We start from the raw sequence: 21723 nt of genomic DNA, 5'->3' as shown, positions 1-21723 counted from the left end.
ATTAAAGCTCAATAGCTTTGGCATTATTTAAGTGGAATAAACTCTTTATCATCACCTGGAATAGTTGGAAAGCGCCCATTTTCCCAATCGTCTTTCGCCTGCTCAATGCGCTCTTTGCTAAATGACACAAAGTTCCAATACAAAAATGGTACTTTTTCAAATTTATCGCCGCCTAACATAATAAAGCGACCGTCACTTGCCAGTGTAATTTCGCTATCGCCTGGCTCTAATAAAATAAACTCATTAGTACCAAACGTTTCACCGTTAACAGTTACTTCGCCACAAATAGTAAATATTGCAGTTTCTTGTTCTGGGTGTGGGCGCTTTATAACACTTCCTTTGCTGGCAACAACATCAATATAAAACATGGGTGAATAGGTTTTAACCGGCGAACTTAAACCATAAGCTTCACCCACCACTAATCGCATCATTACTCCTTCGTGGGTAATGTGCGGTAATTGGTTTTTTTTCACATGATTAAATGACGGTTCAATTTCTGCCATAGCTTCTGGCAATGCAACCCAACACTGTAAACCACTAATTGAATGTGGATTTGCTCGTACTTCAAAGCTTTCACGCTCTGAATGGGTAATACCTTTGCCAGAGGTCATCCAGTTAACATCACCGGGGCGAATTTCTAAATTATTACCCAGCGAATCACGATGTAAAATACTACCATCAAATAGGTAAGTTAGTGTTGATAAACCAATATGTGGATGCGGTCTAACATTTATACCTTGGCCCGCAGGGAAATTATTTGGCCCCATTTGGTCAAAGAAAACAAATGGACCTACCATGCGTTTTTCTTGATGAGGTAAAACGCGTTTTACATTTAATCCACCAATATCATGCTCTTTAGCTTTAAGCACTTTAGCCATAATAAACATCCTCTTAAGTTGCTTTATAAAAATAAACGTATGTTATTTGTAATTTATATACATTCAACTATCTACGATTCATATTGTAATTTAATGATAGCCAACATCCGTTGTTCTTATTTAATTAATGAATAACGCCACTTTAGCCCGCAGCATTCTTTCTTTGAGAATGTTAGCATGTCATTGCAATAATACAAAAGAAACCGGTAATTTACATGGTTGTTTTTTATTCTTATTTTAAATTAAACCGTTCTTATTTTTAGGTTAAAACGTGCATACCTGTGAAAATGTTTATACCTGTAAATAGTGCTGCAGTACAAAATACCAAATAGTTTAGCCAGTTTTATCGCAAAGAAAATTCATAGCATACAAGGTATTTAACTTATTAAGTTGTCTATACTTTAAGCTAAAATATAATTTTAGCACTTAAAATAGTACGCTAGCGCAAAAGTATATTTGCATTAATTGCTATTACTGAGCTTATTTTTTTTACCCTCAATGGCTTAATATTTATACTAATCCAAAGCTTAAAAACAGCTAATACAATATTATACTAATGTTTGAGTAGCCGTTATTTTAATCACACTTAACCTTTGGTACATATTTTGTACCAACAGCAAAACCCCGTATCTAATTAATAAATAACGACAAATAGTTAAATCCATTGAAAAAATGCAAATTTTTTAATTTTTTTCTGGACAATTTATTTTCCTCAGCTAACATCTAGCTAGAACATAGTTATTTCCTCACAACTCTACACGCCCTATGATTTGAGCTTTAACAGACTCTATTTGCGGGAAGTAGATACACACCCTGATATGTATTCGAAGTTTATCTTCATCAGTTTTGCAATTTCAGGCAATTAATTGCCCGCATACTGACATCCGGCGAAGGCTAACAAGCCAACTCCGTCAATTTGACCGGATCCACACATGTGGACGTTTTTAAAGATTTTGCTATCTTAAGGCTATACCCCTGCGCGTCAGAAAAGCCATAAATTTAGCGAAAGGTGCACTGCTGGGCCTATATAAAAGGTATATGTTGGAATGATGACACTTTCCTCCATGCCCGTAACACATCGGGCAGACGCTAAATCTGGGCATAGCTTTGATGCCAATCGCCACTGGGCGGCTTCTTTAACGCTCGGCTTCTGTGCTCAAAACAGCGGCGATACACGTGTTACGCGCATGAATATTGCTCGTCATTATGGTCCATTACGTGTGCAAAGACCTTTTTACCCTGAAGGCAAAGATGGTTGCTGTCACGTGTATTTACTGCATCCGCCCGGTGGGGTTGTGAGTGGCGATGCGCTCAATATCGATATTTCGCTCACTAAAGGTGCGCATAGTTTAATTACCACACCTGCTGCCAATAAGCTTTATAAAGCCGACAGCAACGGGGTTGCATGGAGCCAAACTACTAATTTAAAAGTGGATGACAACGCCATTTTAGAGTGGTTACCGCAAGAAACCCTCGCCTTTGATGGCTCTCGTGGGCTGCAAGTATTTAACATTGAACTGGCTAAAACAGCTAAGTGCCTAGGCTGGGAAATACTAGGCCTTGGTCGCCCTGCCAGTGATTTGCCCTTTGCTACTGGCTGTATTGAGCAGCGTTTTAAGTTAACCCAAGACGGTAAGCCATTGTGGTTAGAGCGTCAAAATTTAGACCCAACTCACCCTAGATTTAACGGTAAATGGGGCCAAGGTGGTGCTACCGTACATGGCACATTTTGGACAGTTGGCTTAAGCGATCCAACAGCAGCTATTGCTGCACTGCGTGAACAACTACCGCCCAGTAATAATTGGGCCGCTACCTACCGCCGTGACGTTTTATTAGTGCGCTATTTAGGGCACGAACGTAACCAAGTATGGAAATTATTTGAACAGGTACGCAACATACTTCGCCCGCTATTAAGCGGACATCAAGCCACCATACCACGGATTTGGTTAACCTAATTTTTAACTGTTTGTCATGGCTAAAAATGACAACAATAATTCTATCGCCTATGCTCTTTAGGTGATTAATTAAACACTATTATTTACCAAGGTGTTAATTATAAGCAGAGCCTAGTTATTGCTTATGATTAGCCTCTTGGCTGAAGAAAACTGTACCGATATTTTAAACATATCGTCTTAGCTTTTGCTTAGGCGAACACACTACCTGTGCCAATTAGTCATAGGTAATTAATATAACAACATCGAGGACTATGGAGTTAGCGATGGAATTAACACCCAGAGATAAAGATAAATTAATGTTATTCACTGCAGGTTTACTTGCAGAGCGACGCAAAGCCAAAGGGCTAAAACTAAATTACCCAGAAGCAATTGCTCTAATCACCTGCGCTATTATGGAAGGTGCGCGCGAAGGACGCACAGTGGCAGAAATGATGGCATTGGGTCGTGAAATGTTGACCCGCGACGATGTAATGGAAGGCATTGCTGAGATGATTCAAGACGTACAAGTAGAAGCAACGTTTCCTGACGGTACCAAACTGGTCACTGTGCATAACCCTATAGTTTAAGGAAGTTCGTTATGATTCCAGGTGAATATCAACTAAAAAGTGGCGATATTGAACTGTGTGTTGGCCGTAAAAGCATCACCATTAATGTTGCTAATAAAGGGGATCGACCTGTACAGGTTGGCTCTCATTACCACTTTGCCGAAAGTAACCCAGCACTGAGTTTTGATCGCGAGCAAGCCTATGGTTATCGCTTAGCTATTGCTGCTGGTTTAGCAATTCGCTTTGAACCAGGACAAACCCGTGAAGTATCTTTGATCCCCTATTCAGGTTTACGTCGTCTTTACGGTTTTCGTGGTGAAGTAATGGGACCTTTAGACAATAAACCTAAACAGGAGAGCGTGTAATGAAAATATCTCGTCAAGCCTATGCTGACATGTATGGCCCAACCACGGGTGATAGAATTCGTTTAGGTGATACCGAATTATGGGTCGAAATAGAACACGACCATACCCATTATGGTGAAGAAGTAAAATTTGGTGGCGGTAAAGTTATTCGTGATGGCATGGGTCAAAGCCAACGCTGTGATGACGCCGTTATGGACACGGTTATCACTAACGCAGTGATTATCGACTGGTGGGGCATTATTAAAGCCGACGTAGGTTTAAAAAATGGCCGCATTGCTGCTATTGGCAAATCTGGCAACCCTGATACACAGCCCGATATAGACATTATTATTGGCCCAGGTACCGAAATTATTGCCGGTGAAGGTCAAATTTTGACCGCCGGTGGCGTTGATACCCACGTGCACTATATTTGCCCACAACAAGTTGACGAAGCGCTCATGAGTGGCCTAACCACCATGATTGGCGGCGGCACTGGCCCAGCAACAGGCTCAGTAGCTACAACACATACACCGGGGCCATGGCATTTAGGCAAAATGATGCAAGCCGTGGACGATTTACCGATTAATATTGGTTTTCTAGGTAAAGGCAGCGCAAGTACTCCCGAAGCACTTGAGCAACAAATTAAAGCCGGCGCTATGAGTTTAAAAATTCATGAAGATTGGGGCGCAGCACCCGCTTCTATTAGCAATGCTTTAGATGTTGCCGATCGCTACGACATTCAAGTTGCCATTCATGCTGATAGCCTCAATGAATCTGGTTTCGTGCAAGATACTTTAGAGGCATTTAAAGATCGTTGTATCCACACCTACCATACTGAAGGTGCCGGTGGTGGCCATGCTCCTGATATTATTGTTGCTTGTGCTATGCCTAATGTGTTGCCGTCGTCAACTAACCCGACTCGCCCATACACTATTAATACCGTGGATGAGCACCTTGATATGTTGATGGGCTGTCATCACCTCGACCCCAACATTCCTGAAGATGTAGCCTTTGCCGACTCACGTATTCGCCGTGAAACCATTGCGGCCGAAGATATTCTTCATGATATGGGCGTTATTTCGATGATGTCCTCTGACTCGCAAGCCATGGGTCGCATTGGCGAAGTAGTGTGTCGTACGTGGCAAACCGCTCATAAAATGCGCGTGCAACGTGGTTTATTACCAGAAGATGAAGCACTGGGCGCCGATAACTTTCGCGCAAAACGTTACATTGCCAAATACACTATTAACCCAGCCATCACTCACGGTATAAGCCATGAAGTAGGCTCAATCGAAGTGGGTAAATTTGCAGATTTAGTACTGTGGAAACCGCCATTTTTTGGGGTTAAACCATCAATTATATTAAAAGGCGGCATGATTGCAGGTGCGGCAATGGGCGATCCAAACGCAGCTATTTCTACACCACAACCAGTACATTACCGCCGTATGTTTGGTGCATTAGGTAAAGCAGTAAGTGCAACACGTATGACCTTTGTAAGCCAAGCTGCTATGAATACTGGGCTTGAAGAAAAGCTCGGTTTGAAAAGCCAGCTTGTGGCCTGTAAAAATGTGCGACAAGTGCGTAAATGCGATATGAAGCTCAACGATGCTTGCCCAGTATTAACGGTAGATCCGCAAACGTATGAGGTTCACGCTGACGGTGTATTACTTACCTGCGAACCTGCGACTGAATTACCGTTAGCCCAGCGCTACCATTTGTTTTAATCCATTTTTAGGACAATTTAATGTTTGAATTAACAAAAAGAATAGATAGCAACACACAAGATGCTGTGTTTGACACCCTCACCTTGCCATACGAGTTACGTATTCGTGGTCGCCTAAAAGCAGTGACCGACAATGGTCATGATGTTGGTTTATTTCTTGACCGTGGCCCAGTGCTTCGTAATGGCGATTTACTGCGTGCCAGCAGCGGCGAAGTATTTAGTATTAGCGCTGCCGATGAGCCGGTTACCACTGCATACATAGAAAACGGCTTGCCTTTGGCACGTTTATGTTACCACTTAGGTAACCGCCATGTGTCACTTGCAATTGGCGTTGATGCCGATGGTCGCCATTGGATACGTTTTCCGCCAGATCATGTATTAGAAGAGTTAGCGGTACTTTTGGGCGCGCAATTAATGCACCATCAAGCACCGTTTGATCCAGAATCTGGTGCATATGCACACGCTGGCCGTGAGCAATCGCATGCTCACTCCCATGAACATTCACATGCCGATGGTCATACTCATGCACACTAATACTGAGCCAACACAAAGCAGTGATCTGGCATTATTGGGCTTGATGCAATTGATCAGCCCTGCGCTGCCAATTGGTGCTTTTGCTTGGTCTCAGGGGTTAGAAAGCGCGTTTGAACTTGGCTGGGTTACTAATGAGCAACAACTTGGCGAATGGTTAGAAGGTGTGCTTGACGACGGTTTAACGCGCTGCGAATTACCGGTACTTGCTCGGCTACAAAACTGCTGGGCTAAAAGCGACAGCGAAGGTTTAAGCTACTGGAACGACTGGCTACATGCAAATCGTGAAACTGCCGAATTAAGCGATGAAGATACTCGCTTAGGCTTAGCCCTGATGCGTTTGCTCAACAGTTTACAGTTACAACCACAAACCGAGCAAGGTCATGCTGCACTACCGCAAGACCCAGGTTATGTCACCGTTTTTGCCTGGTTAGCGCAGCAGCGACAAATTCCAGTACGCCAAAGCTTACTCGGGTTTGTTTGGGGCTGGTTAGAAAACCAACTGGCGGTTGCCTGTAAAGCAATGCCGCTTGGCCATACTGCGGCGCAGCGTTTAATTGAGCAATTACGGCCTAAAATGGTTATCGCAATCGACACTGCATTAGCATTAGCCGACGACCAACTAGGGCCAATTATGCCTGGCTTAGCGCTTGGTAGTGCACAGCACGAAACACAATATTCAAGATTATTTCGAAGCTAATACGCTTCTATATACACAAGGAAAACAGCAATGACACATTGTTTACGAATCGGCGTTGGCGGCCCAGTTGGCTCTGGCAAAACAGCTTTATTACGTCAATTATGTAAAGCATTGAAAGATCACTATGATATCGCCGTGGTTACAAACGATATTTATACCCGCGAAGATGCTGACTTTTTACTTAAACACGACGCACTCCCAGCGGACCGTATTTTAGGAGTAGAAACAGGTGGTTGCCCACATACGGCAATTCGTGAAGATGCTTCTATGAACTTAGCTGCGATTGACGACTTACAAGCACGCCACCCCAATTTAGAAATAGTACTGGTTGAATCTGGCGGCGATAACTTATCAGCTACTTTCAGCCCAGAGCTTTCTGATTTAACACTTTATGTGATTGACGTGTCTGCTGGCGACAAAATTCCACGTAAAGGTGGCCCAGGTATCACTAAGTCTGACTTATTAATAATTAATAAAATTGATATCGCAGAATATGTACATGCTTCGTTAGAGGTAATGGAACGTGACTCGAAAAAAATGCGCGGTGAACGCCCTTTCGTTTTTGCTAACCTTTACGATGGTGTTGGCTTAGAAGAAATCATCAGCTTTATTTTAAAGCAAGGCATGTTACCTGAACGCCGACCTGGCAAGCCAAATAGTATTAATTAAGCAACACAATTTTTAATCAAAACACAATTCAATAGTAAAAAAATAAACGGAGAATAGTATGAAAATAATGACCAAATTACTGATGGGATTAGGCCTAATGCTAACAGCTACTGCAGCTTTAGCCCACCCTGGTCATGGCGTTGAAACCCATAACGGTTTTCTTAGTGGCTTGTTACACCCACTGATGGGTATTGACCACTTATTAGCAATGGCAGCAATTGGCTTTTGGAGTATTCGCCAAAGCACAGCAATGAAACGCGGCGCGCCATTATTTGTAGTTGGCGGCATGGTTTTAGGTGCGGCCCTTGCTTGGAGTGGCTTAAGCTTTGCAGGCGTTGAAACCGGTATTGCAATGACCGTATTACTAGCCGGTATTTTAATTGCCACTATGGCTAAATTACCAACCGTATTAGGCGCAAGCTTAGTCGCTTTATTTATGCTTACACATGGTTATGCCCACGGTGCAGAAATGGCTGAAGGCGCAAGTATATTGAGCTACATGGCAGGCTTTGTTATTGCTACTTTAGCTATCACCTTTATTGGTCGTGGTTTAGGCACACTTATGCTAAAAGCTGATAACCGCGCTACCCGTGCACTTGGCGGTGTTGTTGCTGTAATTGGTGGCGTATTGGCAGTTGGCTAATAGCAACTGAATTTATTATCCCCATTAGGGTAGCTTTACTGTCGCTAACATAGTTGATGCTATGGTTACCCTTACCTTCAAATCAATGACTATCGAGCAGCAGCTAGATAGTCTGCGAGAATAAACCCACTTTTAATGTGGTCAATTTAAACCTCATTATAACTATCTCAGCTAGGAGAAATATCAAGATGAGCGGCACAATCATAAAGCTTTCAAGAAACACCAATAATGCACCAAGCTGCACTGTAGCTACACAAACAGTTGCTTTTTCGCATTACAATAATATTTCAGCACAATTACCGATTGATCCTAAAAGCGGTAACATTGTGGCTGATGATATAAAAACACAGGCAAAACAGTGTTTAACAAATATTAAAGCGGTTATTGAAAGTATTGATCATGTTATGGACGATGTGATTAAAATTAATGTGTTTTTAAAAAACATCACAGATATTGATGCTGTAAACGACGTATACGCTAGTTTCTTTCGAGACTACTTACCAACACGCACAACAGTTGCCGTGGCAGCTTTACCGCTAGAGGGGGCATTAGTACAAATGGATGCGCTTATCTCTAATGGCGAAGGCACTACACCACAAGCGCCTTGCGATTTAATTAAAGTAGCAAAAAATAGCAATAATGCACCTATATGCCCAGTGTCTACGCATACGGTTGCTTTTTCTCATTACAATAATATTTCTGCTCAGTTACCTGTCGATCCTAAATCGGGAGAAATAGTAACCGGTGGTATAAAAAATCAGACTAAACAGTGTTTAAGTAATATTAAAGCTATTTTAGAGAGTATTGACGTACCCTTTGACGACATAGTTAAGGTAAATATATTTGTTAAAAACCCGGCAGATATTGACGCAATAAACGAAGTTTATACAACCTTTTTTCCAGACTCAGCTATTGCCAGAGCTGTAGCTTACGTACCAGCAAGATCAACCATGGTTGTTGCAGCACTACCTATGGATGCTTTAGTACAAATTGATGCAGTTATATCCCATGGAGATGGCACACCACCACAAGCAGTTGAGGACAGACACGGCATTATTATTAGAGCAAGTAACACACAAAATGCACCAATTAATGCCCTATCTACACAAACAGTGGCATTTTCGCACTACAACCATATTTCAGCACAATTACCCATTGATGCAAAAACGGCTAATCTTGTAGCTGATGACGTAACAACACAAGCAACACAGTGCTTAAACAATATTAAAGCCATTGTAGAGAGTATTGATCATGTTATGGACGACCTTGTAAAAGTTAACATTCAAGTTAAAAACATTAGCGATATTGCCGCTATTGATAAAGTGTACGCCAGCTTCTTTAAAGGTGATTTGCCAGCAAGAACTGTGGTAGGCGTATCAGCTATCCCTATGAACGCGCTAGTACAAATTGATGCGGTAGTGTCTAACGCTGAAGGTACGCCACCTAAGTTATAATTGTAAACTTGGGTTTATAAGCAATGGTGATTAATCACCAACTACATACAAACATGACTTTAAACGTTAAGTTTGCATAAATAAGGGCAGCGCAAAATCCACTCGGATCTCTACGCTGCCCTTTTTAATTTTTGCGTCTCCACTATTATCTTGAATTTAGGTAATTAAATACAGATTACACAATATTTAATACAAAAGCGCCCAATATTTCTGTGTACATAATAACCCTACCTTACATATGTGTATTTTAAATATACGACATTATGTTTACCTGCTTCCCTATTAGCTGGTAACGCCTCGTGCTATGGTTGAAACGTAAACTAGTTAAAGATAAAAGTGTTTAATAAATATGTATTAAATACTCAGTGCACATTCTAATCGTTAACATTAAACGAATAAGGATAAAAAATGAGTAATAATGTAGATATTAATAATCGCCCTGATTACGACCATGTAATACAAGATATAGCTGATTATGTATTAAATTATAAAGTGAGCAGCAAGGAAGCGCTCAATACTGCCCGTAACTGTTTAATAGACACTTTAGGGTGTGGGCTATTAGCGCTGCGATTTCCTGAATGCAGCAAGCTCCTCGGCCCTATAGTAGCAGGTACTATTGTGCCTAATGGTGCACGCGTACCGGGCACATCTTTGGTACTCGACCCTGTAAAAGCGGCATGGGATATTGGCTGCATTATTCGCTGGCTCGATTATAACGATACTTGGTTGGCCGCCGAATGGGGTCATCCGTCAGATAACTTAGGTGCTATTTTAGCCGTTGCTGATCATCTATCTCAAGTGAGACTGAGCAAGGGTGAACAACCTTTAAAAATGCGCGAAGTGCTAGAAGCCATGATCATGGCGCATGAAATTCAAGGCGTAATAGCGCTAAAAAATTCGTTTAATCGGGTGGGTTTATGCCACGTATTATTAGTACGGGTTGCATCTACTGCGGTTGCCACTAAAATGATGGGCGGCAATAAACAACAAATTATGGCCGCTATATCACAAGCTTGGGTAGATGGCTCAGCGCTGCGTACCTATAGGCATGCACCCAATGCAGGCTCTCGTAAATCATGGGCTGCTGGCGATGCAACTTCCCGAGCTGTTCATTTAGCTGATATATCTATGCGTGGTGAAATGGGCATTCCAAGCGTGTTAACAGCCCCGCAATGGGGGTTTTATGATGTCTCTTTTTCTAAAACCAACAAAGACCAAGCACTTAAACCTGAGGCCGAACGGCAGTTTTTATTCACCCAAGACTACGGCAGTTATGTTATGGAAAATATTTTATTTAAAATATCGTTTCCTGCTGAGTTTCATGCCCAAACAGCCGCTGAAGCGTCGGTTATTTTACATCCTCAGGTAAAAGATCGGTTAGCTGATATTGATAAAATTGTTGTGCGTACTCACGAGTCGGCCATTCGTATTATTTCAAAAACGGGTTCCCTTGCTAACGCAGCCGATCGCGATCATTGTTTACAATACATGATTGCAGTGCCGTTAATATTTGGCAATTTAACCGCTGATCATTACGAAGACGAATTTCATAACGCACACCCGATTATTGATGAGCTGCGCAACAAAATGCACATTGTAGAAGATGCACGCTTTACCAAAGAATATCTAGAGGATGATAAACGCTCTATCGCCAATGCTATTCAGGTTTTCTTTAAAGATGGCAGTAGCACCGAGGACACAGTTATAGAATACCCTGTGGGTCATCGTCGCCGTCGTGAAGAAGGGATACCACTATTGGAGCAAAAATTTAAAGTTAATTTAGCATCCCGCTTTGAGAATAAACAATGCCACACTATTTTCACGCTTTGTAAAAATCAAACAGCGCTTGAGGCCATGCCTGTAAATAGCTTTATGGACTTATTTGTTATTGAGTAAGTACACCGCTGGCTGGTTTATTAAAGCGCGTAAATTTAATTATATGGCCAAGTAGTTAAGGCCATAACTTTAAAAGTCACAACTCGCGCCAATAAGAGGATTTAATATGACTGAGCAAAATGAACACAGTATCGCAAACTTTGCAGCGTTAAAAACCGCCATAGTAAATGCAGAAGAAGAGTCAGTAAAAGCGCTATTAACAAAGCAACCTATGCAAGATCTTGAAAAAAGTTACCTAATAGATTTAGCCAAATTAAACAGTAATCAGGCTATTTTAAAGATACTCGAAGATATTCCCGTTAAAAAATAGCTCATAGCCCTTATACTAAATAGCGAATAAAGCTGTGCTATGTATTAGCACAGCTTTATTTAAATATTTTCAAAGTGATAGCTAATATATTTATTATAAACTTCGCCCGGCTTTAGTATTGAGTTTTCAAAATCTGGAAAGTTTACTGCATCGCTATAATTTTGAGCTTCTAAACACACTCCCTGATCAGGGCTTAATGGTGCGGCTAAAAATGCACCAGTATAAAGCTGTATAGATGCTTGGTCGGTGTACAACGACATTTTAACTTTATTGCGTAATGAGCTTAATACCGCTGCTGCTTTGTTTGCTTGTGGCTGATTTATAACAAAACAATGATCAAACCCTGTTGGCCCTGTTAGTTGTGGGTGCTGAGCTGACTGCAGACGCTGGCCAATAATAACCGGTTGGTCAAAACAAAAGTCACTATTTTTGACACTTAACACTCTACCAGTTGGTAAGCTGTTATTGTCACGCTCTAAATAGCTGGCCGCATTTATTTGTAACGTGAGTGGCAAGCAATTTTGCTCACCTAAATTAAAGTAGCAATGATTAGTAGCGTTAATAGGGGTTGCTTTATTTGTGGTTGCGCTAAAACTCATAGTCAACTTATTATCATGTGATAAATGATAACGTATTTGCATTTCTACCTTGCCAGGAAAGCCTTGGTCGCCATCTTCTGAGCTTAAGCTCAAAATCACTTCGTTGGCAGTACTCGATTGCACTTGCCAAAAACGCAGAGAAAAGTTATCCGCACCGCCATGTAAGCAATTTTCACCATCATTTTTACTCAGTAAATATTGCTCACCTTCAAGCTCAAAACTAGCACCACTAATACGATTAGCAACGCGACCACAGGTAGCACCTAAATAATAAGTATCGGTTAAATAACGACTGCTATCGGCATACCCGACTGTCATTTCTGTGGGTGTATCGTTTACCGGAAATAAAATAGATTTAACCCGCGCGCCATAATTTAATATTTCGACCCGCATGCCTTGCTCATTGCTTAATATATAACTGTGTAATTGATTCATTTACTGTTTTCTTGTTATGTCTATTAGAACACAAAAAAATCAAAGCAACCTAAGCTGCTTTGATTCACTATATTTTGCGTTAAACACGTGAGCAGATAGCTATGGCTGTCATACTCACTGAGTAAGCATTCTGCATTACCACCAAGTAGTATACAAAGCGATTAAGATGATAACTACACCCAATGCCGCTATGTTGAAGTTGCTTGAGGTTTTAAAGTTAACATCGTCTAGGCTAACGCTACTGTCTTGGCCTTTATCTGGCTTAGCTAATGATACAATTACACACAATGCTAAACACAGTAAAAATACTAAGCCTACTCTGTCCATAAATGGCAGCGCTACCCAGTAAACTTTTAACAGGATTGAGAATACAGCCGAGCCAATTGCCGCAGCTAACGCACCCGCTGAACTGGCTTTTGACCAAAACATACCCATTACAAAAATCACTACAATACCTGGAGTAAAGAAACCGGTGAATTCTTGAATATATTGAAACGCTTGATCGAACTTACCTAATAATGGCTCTGCCACAACCAAGGCTATAGCTAAAGATATTAATGCAGCTGAGCGGCCTATAAATACATAATGTTTTTGTGATTTACCTGGTTTTAACTTGCTGTAAATATCCATAGTGAAAATAGTTGAAATACTGTTAGTCATAGAGGCAAGTGATGAAACAATTGCCGCCACTAATGCAGCAAAAATAAGACCTTTAATACCTGTTGGCATTAACGCCATCATAGACGGATACGCTTGATCTGGCGTGGTAAGTTGCGGGTATAAAACAACCGCAGCAATACCTGGCAACACTACAATTACTGGCATTAATAATTTTAAATAGGCAGCAAAGGCAATACCTTTTTGTGCTTCTTTAAGGTTTTTAGCGGCAAGTGCGCGCTGAATAATATATTGATTAAATCCCCAGTAGCTAATGTTCATTATCCACAGGCCACCAATTAATACTGATAAACCAGGTAAACTCATATAATGCGGGCTATCTGGGCTTAAAATCATATCAAAGTGGTTAGGTAGCTGCTCAGTTAAAACACCAAAACCTGCTATTATTCCGTCGCCATCTGCCACTGCATCTAGTGCTAAGTAACTTAAAAACAAGCCACCAAATACCAGCAGTACTACTTGTAAAATATCGGTATAAGCAACGGCTTTCAAACCACCATAAAGTGAATAAGCGACTGAAAATAAGGCTAAAAAGATCATTCCGTACATCCAGTCAACACCGGCAACGGTTTCTATTGCTAAACCACCAAGCCATAAAACAGCGGTTAAATTTACAAATACATATACCGCTAGCCAAAACAGCGCTAACACTGTTTTAACTTTGCTATCAAAGCGTTGCTCTAAATATTGCGGCATAGTAAATATTTCATTTTTAAGAAATATCGGCAGCATATATTTACCTACAATAATTAAGGTAATTGCTGCCATCCACTCATAAGATGCAATAGCTAAACCAATCGCATAGCCCGAACCAGACATGCCAATAATTTGTTCTGCCGATATATTTGAAGCAATTAATGATGCACCAATTGCCCACCAAGGCAGTGCTTTACTAGCAAGAAAGTAGTCTTCAGTATTTTTACTGGCACCTTTCTCCTCTCGCGAGATCCACAGCGCGAGTACTAATAACCCCACCACATAAGTAAAAAATATGGCAATGTCGAGCGGTTGTAATTTCATAACTTTAACCTTGTTGTCTTATTGATTTTTATTGTGTTTTATTAATTACTAAAAGCACCTTGAGAAGCCAGGCATACGTAAACGTCTGCTTGAAGCCCTGTTTTTGCATAATAATGTGTGTCAATAGTGTTACGTACTTGCTCAACTAAATGATCCGGTGTTAAAGCAACGATACAACCACCAAAACCACCACCGGTCATACGCACTCCGCCTTGTTCGCCTAAAACTTGAGCAGTAATATCCACTAAAAAGTCTATTTGAGAGGTAGTAATATCAAAATCATTTTTCATTGATAGGTGCGATTGTGCCATAAGTTGGCTCATAGTTACCATATCATTGACGTTTAGCGCTTTGAGAGCTAGTTCGGTACGGGTATTTTCAGTGACTATATGTTTAGCGCGCTTATATATTAATGGCGGTAAATTAGCTTGCTCTGCTTCTAGTTCCTCAAGAGTAACATCGCGCAATGCCGGTTTATTAAAGTGCTTTGCTGCAGCTTCGCATTGCTCGCGTCGGGTATTGTATTCGCTGTCGACCAGCCCTCTTTTAACATTAGAGTTAACAATAACTAACGACATTCCCTTTGGAATCACAGCATATTCAAAGGTTAAACTTCTGCAATCGAGCAACATGGCATGCCCTTGCTTGCCCATCGATGAAATTAATTGATCCATAATGCCGCAATTACAGCCGACAAAGTTATTTTCAGCACTTTGTCCCATAAGTGCCGCTTTAACACCATCGAGCGGAATATTGTTTAATGTTGCAAACGTTTTTAAAAGAGCAATTTCAAAACTAGCTGATGAACTCAAACCTGTACCTTGTGGCACATTGCCCGATACCACTAAGTCGGCGCCACTAATATTTGGATAGCTTTGCATTAATGCTTGCAGTGTGCCGCGAATATAATTAACCCACATTTGTTGTTGGCTAAATTCTATTTTATCTAGGCTAAAACTATTGGTTTCGCTGTTACAATCAATTGCTAAGACGTTAATGTTGCGATCAGCTCGTGCTTTTGCAGCAATGTCGGTGCCAAAATTAATCGCAGCAGGTAGCACAAAACCATCATTATAATCTGTGTGTTCACCAATGAGGTTAACGCGCCCAGGTGCATGAAATAGCTGTTCTGGCGGGCAATTAAAATGTTGTTCAAATTGGCTAATAAGCATTGTAGTTCTTGGCATTACTTAGCCTCCTTATAATGTACGTTTGGTACATCACGTAATCTTTGTGCTGCTTGCTCTGGGGTTAAATCACGTTGTGATTCAGCCATCATTTCGTAACCCACCATAAATTTACGCACAGTAGCTGAGCGTAATAATGGTGGAAAAAAGCTTGCATGAAGCTGCCATTCACTATGCTCTTGCCCATCATAAGGCGCGCCGTGCCAGCCCATAGAATATGGGAACGAACAATTAAATAAATTGTCGTATTTAGTGGTAATTTGTTTTAATGCATCGGCTAGAGTTACCGCTTGTTCTGGGGTTAAGTCGACCATACGTGTTAACGCAAAACGCGGTAATAATAAGGTTTCAAATGGCCAGCCTGCCCAGTACGGTACAACCACCAGCCAATCTTCATTTTTAACAACAACACGCTCGCCCGATTGCGCTTCACGCTGGGCGTAATCAAGTAATAAGTTACTGTTATATTTTTTAGCATAGTCGCTCAGCGCATGTTGTTTTTTATTTACCAAAGTAGGTAATTGCTGCTGCGACCAAATTTGGCCATGCGGATGCGGATTTGAGCACCCCATCATCGCCCCTTTGTTTTCGAATACCTGCACCCAGTTATACTTTTCGCCTAACTCTAAGCACTGGCTTTGCCACGTTTTAACAATGTCGGTAATAGCGCTAATACTAAGTTGTGGTAAGGTTTTGCTGTGATCTGGAGAGAAGCAAATAACACGGCTTTCGCCTTGCTCTGTGGCCATTTTAAATAGCGGATCGTCTGTTTTAAATTCTGGAGTATCAATTTTCAGAGCTGCAAAGTCATTAGTAAACACATAAGTTTTTTTATAGTTGTCATTAACCTCACCGTTTATGCGAGTATTACCAGCACATAAAAAACAGCTTTCATCATGACTTTCTCTAACGTCTTCATCAAGAGTTTCAACTTGTCCCTGCCAAGGTCGCTTGGCACGATGCGGTGAAACTAACACCCATTCGTCAATCAATGGATTGTAGCGACGATGTGGATGCTCAGTAGGGTCAAAAATTGTATCCATAAGTATCTCAAATGTGGTTTATGATAAAACCGAAAAGGGTAAACGCTTACCCCGCTATTTGCAACCTAAAAAATCAACATATACAGCCCACGTTAAATAGTGTAAATTTTATTATTAACAGGATGTAGAAAACGATTACCCGCCAATGACAACAATAAAAGATGTAGCCAGAATTGCAGGCGTGTCTATCGCCTCGGTATCTCGTGTAATTAATAATGGCCCTAAAGTAAGTAAGGCAACCATAGAAAAAGTAAATAAAGTAATGCAAGAGCTTGGCTACACGCCCAATGCTAATGCACGTGCTTTAGTAACCCGAAAAAGCATGACCATAGGCGTGGTGATCCCCGAACTTACCGACCCATTTTTTGCATTATTAGCCAGCGGGGTAGATAAAGTAGCCCGCGAAAATAATATGCAATTGTTGTTAAGTACCGCAGGACAAAGTGTAGAATCTGAACGCGCTGCTATCAATTTATTACTTGAGCGCCGCTGCCAAACTGTTGTTATGCATAGTAAAATAATTCCTGACTGCGAACTAATTACTTTATGTGAAAAACTCCCCGGCTTAGTGCTTATCAATAGACACATTGAGCAAATAAAACATAAATGTATTTGGTTAGATAACGAAGAAGGCGCAAAAATAGCAGCGCGCCATCTAATGACGCTCAAACATAAAAACATTGCCTGTATAAGCAGTAAATATCAAATTGAAGATCCTGCGCTACGCCTTAATGGCTTTTCGGCAGAACTAAATATGGCAGGCAGCCCCATTAGCCCTGCGCTGATTAAATACGCGGAGCCTACCCTACAAGGCGGACAAAGCGCTGCGCAAAACTTATTAGCCTCTGGGCAGCCCTTCAGCGCTATTTTTGTTTATAACGATGCTATGGCTATTGGTGCTATTTCAACACTTGAAGATAATGGCTATAAAGTACCCGGTGATGTGTCGGTGATTGGTTTTGATGATGTGCTGATTGCACGTTATTCAAGGCCAAAACTAACCACTCTAAACTATCCCATTGAAAAAATGGCGCAGCACGCAGCTCAGTTGGCGTTAACACACTTTAAAAATGAAATAGTTGAAAGTGTCAGTCACAGTGAGCATAAATATTTACCCCGCTTGGTCAAACGAGAGTCAACGAGTATCAAAAATAGCCCATAACCAAAAAAAGTTGATGAGCAATACCCTAAAGTATTACCGCATCAACTTATGCATAAATTATAAATAACTTAATCGTAATTAAAACAATGCTTTATTGCGGTACTCTTACCACGCCTTCCATTAGTACCCGTGCACTGCGGCTCATACTGGCTTTAGTTACTTGCCAGTTACCATCCGTATTTGTAGCGTGTGCGCCTACTTTTAAGGTGCCCGATGGGTGACCAAAGTTAACTTCACTCAATGCCCCGCCACCAGCGGCTAAATTAACTAACGTACCGTCAATTGCCGCAGCGGTACCAATAGCTACTGCTGCTGTGCCCATCATTGCATGGTGTAATTTACCCATAGACATAGCGCGCACTAACAAGTTAATTTCACTGGCGTTAATTTGCTTACCGCTTGACGCTTTGTAATTTTGTGCTGCACCAACAAATGCCACTTTAGGTGTATGTTGGCGTGCTGCTGCCTCATCAATATTTTGTATGAGTCCCATTTTAACTGCGCCATAGGCACGAATGGTTTCAAGCTTTTCAAGCGCTGCTGCATCTGCGTTTATATCATCTTGCAATTCAGTGCCGGTATAACCAATGTCGCTTGCATTAACAAAAATGGTGGGAATGCCTGCGTTGATCATCGTCGCTTTTAAAGTACCGACTCCCGGCACTTCTAGGTCATCAACCACATTGCCAGTTGGGAATAACGCCCCGTCGCCATCTGCAGGGTCAATAAATTCAAGTTTTACTTCAGCTGCTGCAAATGTAACGCCGTCTAGCTCAAAGTCACCGGTTTCTTGTACTTCGCCATTAGTCATAGGTACATGCACTAAAATGCTTTTTTTAATATTGGCTTGCCACACACGTACAACAGCAACGCCATTATCGGGTACACGGCTTTTATCAACTAAGTCATTACTAATAGCAAAAGCACCGACAGCTGCGGTTAAATTACCGCAGTTGCCGCTAAAATCAACAAACGCTTTATCTATTGCCACTTGGCCAAATAAATAGTCAACATCGTGATCGGCTTGCTCACTTTTACTTAAAATAACCGTTTTACTGGTGCTAGATGTAGCACCGCCCATACCATCGGTTTGTTTGCCGTACGGATCTGGGCTGCCAATAACGCGCAGTAATAAGTTATTACGTGCCTCACCTGCCACTTGGGCAGGCTTTGGCAAGTCACTAAGGTTAAAAAACACCCCTTTACTAGTACCGCCACGCATGTATGTGGCAGGTACTTTAATTTGTGGTTTAAACATAATTACCCCTGCCCTTATGCTGTTTTTGTAGCTTCTAAAAAGTCTTGTGCAAAGCGTTGTAATACACCACCTGCAGCATAAATAGACAGCTCTTCTTGTGTATCTATACGACATTTCATTGGTACGTTTAGTACTTCGCCATTTTTACGAGTGATCGACAAGTTAAGTGTGCAACCAGGGGTTGGTTCACCCGTTACATCGTAACTTTCACTGCCATCTAGTTTGAGTGTTTTACGAGTTGTTCCCGCTTTAAACTCTAACGGTAAAACACCCATACCCACTAAGTTAGTACGGTGAATACGCTCAAACCCTTCAGCTGCAATTACTTCAACACCCGCGAGTCTTACGCCTTTTGCCGCCCAATCGCGCGACGAGCCTTGGCCATAATCTGCGCCTGCCACAATAATAAGTGGTTGCTTACGCTGCATGTATGCTTCGATTGCTTCCCACATGCGAGTATTTTTGCCCTCTGGTTCTATGCGCGCGTACGAACCTTGCTTAATTTCGCCGTTTTCATCAAGTACCATTTCATTTAGCAATTTAGGGTTAGCAAACGTAGCGCGCTGCGCTGTTAAATGATCGCCCCTATGGGTTGCGTATGAGTTAAAGTCTTCCTCAGGTACGTTCATTTTTAATAAGTATTCACCCGCGGCACTGCTGGCCATTATCGCATTTGAAGGCGATAAGTGATCGGTTGTAATGTTATCGCCAAGTACTGCCAGTGCACGCATACCTGTCATGGTACGCTCGCCTGCTAATGCACCTTCCCAATAAGGAGGTCGGCGAATATAAGTGCTTTCTGGTCGCCATTCGTATAGCGGGTCGTTATCTTCACCGTAATCTACGGTTAAGTTAAACATGGGCTCGTATACTTTTCTAAATTGCTCTGGCTTAACGCTTTGCTTAACTACTGCGTCAATTTCTTCATCTGACGGCCATAAATCTTTAAGGGTAACGTCGTTACCTTGCTGATCTTTACCTAGTATATCTTTTTCAATATCAAAACGAATCGTACCGGCAATTGCATAAGCAACAACCAAAGGCGGCGATGCTAAAAACGCTTGTTTGGCGTAAGGATGAATACGGCCGTCAAAGTTACGGTTACCCGACAGTACCGCGGTGGCGTATAAGTCGCGATCAATCACTTCTTTTTGAATTACAGGGTCAAGCGCGCCACTCATGCCATTACAGGTAGTACAAGCAAAACCAACAATACCAAAACCTAGCTGTTCAAGTTCGGTAAGTAAGTTAGCGTCTTCTAGGTACGATTGCACGGCTTTAGAGCCCGGTGCTAATGAGGTTTTTACCCAAGGTTTACGCGTTAACCCCTTGGCGTTAGCATTACGCGCAAGTAATGCCGCGGCAATCACGTTGCGTGGGTTACTGGTGTTTGTACAGCTGGTAATAGCGGCAATAATACACGCACCATCTGGCATTAAGCCTGCTTCGTTTTCAACTACGCCTGAAATACCTTCTTTAGCTAAATCGCTTGTAGATACACGGCGATGTGGATTTGATGGCCCAGCAATGTTGCGCCCCACACTTGATAAATCAAACTTAAGCACGCGATCGTACTGCGCTGTTTTTAAGCTATCGCTCCACAGGCCTGTGGTTTTAGCGTAGTTTTCTACCAGTGCAATTTGCTCTTCTTCACGACCCGTTAAACGCAAATAATCTATGGTCATATCGTCGATGTAAAACATCGCCGCTGTGGCACCAAATTCAGGCGTCATATTTGAAATAGTTGCACGATCGCCCAGCGTAAGTGCATCGGCACCTTCACCGTAAAATTCTAAGTATGCTGATACCACACGCTGCGCGCGTAAAAATTCAGTAATAGCCAGTACGATATCGGTAGCGGTAATACCCGGTTGGCGCTTACCTGTTAGCTCAACCCCTACAATGTCTGGCAGGCGCATGTACGAAGCGCGCCCTAGCATTACGCTTTCTGCTTCAAGGCCACCTACACCCACAGCAATAACACCCAGTGCATCAACGTGTGGAGTATGGCTGTCTGTACCTACTAAGGTATCTGGGAAGGCAATACCATCGCGGTTTTGAATTACCGGCGACATTTTTTCAAGGTTAATTTGATGCATAATGCCGTTACCTGGCGGGATCACATCAATATTTTTAAACGCTGTTTTGGTCCAGTTTATAAAATGGAAACGGTCATCGTTACGTCTGTCTTCTATAGCACGGTTTTTTTCAAATGCATCGGGATCAAACCCTGCATGCTCTACCGACAAAGAGTGATCTACAATTAATTGCGTAGGTACAACTGGGTTTACTTTAGACGGATCGCCACCTTTAGCAGCAATCGCGTCACGCAGTCCAGCTAAGTCAACCAGTGCAGTTTGACCCAAAATATCGTGACACACTACACGCGCCGGATACCAAGGAAAGTCTAAATCTTGTTTGCGTTCGATCAACTGGTTTAGTGCATCGGTAAGCATTGCTGGATCGCAGCGGCGCACTAAGTTTTCGGCAAATACACGTGATGTATAAGGCAATGTTGCATATGCACCTGGTTTAATTGCATCAACAGCTGCTTGAGCATCAAAATAATCAACGTTTGAATTGGGTAAGGGTTTTCGATATTCAGTATTATTTATTATAGTCATTAAAATATTCGCTAATTTGGTGACGGTGGTTGTGCACTACTAGCTTATTTAAGGAGAGAGTGAAAAGTG

At 41.8% G+C, this 21723-nt stretch carries 19 protein-coding genes; 12 read left to right on the top strand and 7 right to left on the bottom strand.

The genetic code is table 11. The features are described from left to right. Window positions 1-23 precede the first annotated feature (23 nt). On the bottom strand, window positions 24-878 hold the full coding sequence (locus tag H5079_RS03170; protein ID WP_011328431.1) for a pirin family protein: 855 nt from the start codon (window positions 876-878) through the stop codon (window positions 24-26). Between the two features lie 1046 nt (window positions 879-1924). Between H5079_RS03170 and H5079_RS03165 the strand changes: the two genes are divergently transcribed. From H5079_RS03165 to H5079_RS03115, 11 genes are all read left to right on the top strand, one after another. Further along, window positions 1925-2833: an urease accessory protein UreD gene (locus tag H5079_RS03165; RefSeq protein WP_182683405.1), complete on the top strand. Its 909-nt coding sequence runs from the start codon at window positions 1925-1927 to the stop codon at window positions 2831-2833. A 263-nt stretch (window positions 2834-3096) separates the two neighbouring features. Next, window positions 3097-3399 (top strand): urease subunit gamma, encoded by a 303-nt coding sequence (ureA, locus tag H5079_RS03160; protein ID WP_011328433.1) that lies wholly within the window; start codon window positions 3097-3099, stop codon window positions 3397-3399. 11 nt (window positions 3400-3410) lie between these two features. Continuing rightward, window positions 3411-3743: an urease subunit beta gene (locus tag H5079_RS03155; RefSeq protein ID WP_011328434.1), complete on the top strand. Its 333-nt coding sequence runs from the start codon at window positions 3411-3413 to the stop codon at window positions 3741-3743. Further along, window positions 3743-5446, top strand: coding sequence for an urease subunit alpha (gene ureC / locus H5079_RS03150; RefSeq protein WP_011328435.1), 1704 nt, complete (start codon window positions 3743-3745; stop codon window positions 5444-5446). Before H5079_RS03155 ends, ureC begins: the two co-directional genes overlap by 1 nt. A 20-nt stretch (window positions 5447-5466) precedes the next feature. Further along, window positions 5467-5979 (top strand): urease accessory protein UreE, encoded by a 513-nt coding sequence (gene ureE / locus H5079_RS03145; RefSeq protein ID WP_182683404.1) that lies wholly within the window; start codon window positions 5467-5469, stop codon window positions 5977-5979. Beyond that, a complete protein-coding gene (locus H5079_RS03140) occupies window positions 5969-6676 on the top strand; it encodes an urease accessory protein UreF (protein WP_182683403.1) in 708 nt (235 codons plus the stop codon). The genes ureE and H5079_RS03140 overlap by 11 nt, the downstream gene beginning before the upstream one ends. 30 nt (window positions 6677-6706) lie before the next feature. Continuing rightward, window positions 6707-7345, top strand: coding sequence for an urease accessory protein UreG (gene ureG, locus H5079_RS03135; RefSeq protein WP_089368417.1), 639 nt, complete (start codon window positions 6707-6709; stop codon window positions 7343-7345). A 58-nt stretch (window positions 7346-7403) separates the two neighbouring features. Continuing rightward, on the top strand, window positions 7404-7988 hold the full coding sequence (locus H5079_RS03130) for a HupE/UreJ family protein (RefSeq protein ID WP_179807373.1): 585 nt from the start codon (window positions 7404-7406) through the stop codon (window positions 7986-7988). A gap of 188 nt (window positions 7989-8176) precedes the next feature. After that, window positions 8177-9442, top strand: coding sequence for a RidA family protein (locus H5079_RS03125; RefSeq protein ID WP_182683402.1), 1266 nt, complete (start codon window positions 8177-8179; stop codon window positions 9440-9442). Window positions 9443-9850: 408 nt separating this feature from the next. Continuing rightward, complete coding sequence (locus H5079_RS03120) at window positions 9851-11338, top strand: bifunctional 2-methylcitrate dehydratase/aconitate hydratase (RefSeq protein ID WP_182683401.1); 1488 nt, start codon at window positions 9851-9853, stop codon at window positions 11336-11338. Between the two features lie 106 nt (window positions 11339-11444). Next, window positions 11445-11648, top strand: coding sequence for a hypothetical protein (locus H5079_RS03115; protein WP_011328442.1), 204 nt, complete (start codon window positions 11445-11447; stop codon window positions 11646-11648). 59 nt (window positions 11649-11707) lie between these two features. On the opposite strand, the gene H5079_RS03110 is transcribed toward H5079_RS03115, so the two are convergent. The 4 genes from H5079_RS03110 to H5079_RS03095 all read right to left on the bottom strand — a co-directional run bounded on the left by H5079_RS03110 (window position 11708) and on the right by H5079_RS03095 (window position 16610). Next, window positions 11708-12682: an aldose epimerase family protein gene (locus H5079_RS03110; RefSeq protein WP_041454464.1), complete on the bottom strand. Its 975-nt coding sequence runs from the start codon at window positions 12680-12682 to the stop codon at window positions 11708-11710. A 135-nt stretch (window positions 12683-12817) separates the two neighbouring features. Next, on the bottom strand, window positions 12818-14380 hold the full coding sequence (locus tag H5079_RS03105; protein WP_011328444.1) for a sodium/sugar symporter: 1563 nt from the start codon (window positions 14378-14380) through the stop codon (window positions 12818-12820). 41 nt (window positions 14381-14421) lie between these two features. Further along, window positions 14422-15567, bottom strand: a complete 1146-nt coding sequence (galK, locus tag H5079_RS03100; RefSeq protein WP_086995000.1) for a galactokinase — start codon at window positions 15565-15567, stop codon at window positions 14422-14424. Next, entirely contained in the window at window positions 15567-16610 is a 1044-nt protein-coding gene (locus tag H5079_RS03095; protein ID WP_011328446.1) for a UDP-glucose--hexose-1-phosphate uridylyltransferase, read from the bottom strand. Before H5079_RS03095 ends, galK begins: the two co-directional genes overlap by 1 nt. Before the next feature lie 145 nt (window positions 16611-16755). Between H5079_RS03095 and H5079_RS03090 the strand changes: the two genes are divergently transcribed. After that, a complete protein-coding gene (locus tag H5079_RS03090; RefSeq protein WP_011328447.1) occupies window positions 16756-17772 on the top strand; it encodes a LacI family DNA-binding transcriptional regulator in 1017 nt (338 codons plus the stop codon). Window positions 17773-17863: 91 nt separating this feature from the next. Here H5079_RS03090 and prpF read toward each other — a convergent pair whose 3' ends face one another. Both prpF and acnD read right to left on the bottom strand, forming a co-directional pair. Then, window positions 17864-19030 (bottom strand): 2-methylaconitate cis-trans isomerase PrpF, encoded by a 1167-nt coding sequence (gene prpF / locus H5079_RS03085; protein ID WP_041454466.1) that lies wholly within the window; start codon window positions 19028-19030, stop codon window positions 17864-17866. A 14-nt stretch (window positions 19031-19044) separates the two neighbouring features. Continuing rightward, window positions 19045-21654, bottom strand: a complete 2610-nt coding sequence (acnD, locus tag H5079_RS03080; RefSeq protein ID WP_089368425.1) for a Fe/S-dependent 2-methylisocitrate dehydratase AcnD — start codon at window positions 21652-21654, stop codon at window positions 19045-19047. Window positions 21655-21723 lie beyond the last annotated feature (69 nt).

The sequence above is a fragment of the Pseudoalteromonas sp. SG44-5 genome, from assembly GCF_014164175.1.
GTDB classification, from domain to species: Bacteria; Pseudomonadota; Gammaproteobacteria; order Enterobacterales; family Alteromonadaceae; genus Pseudoalteromonas; species Pseudoalteromonas nigrifaciens.
The sequence above is the reverse complement of the archived record's forward strand: the minus strand, read 5'-3'. Positions and strand labels throughout refer to the sequence as shown.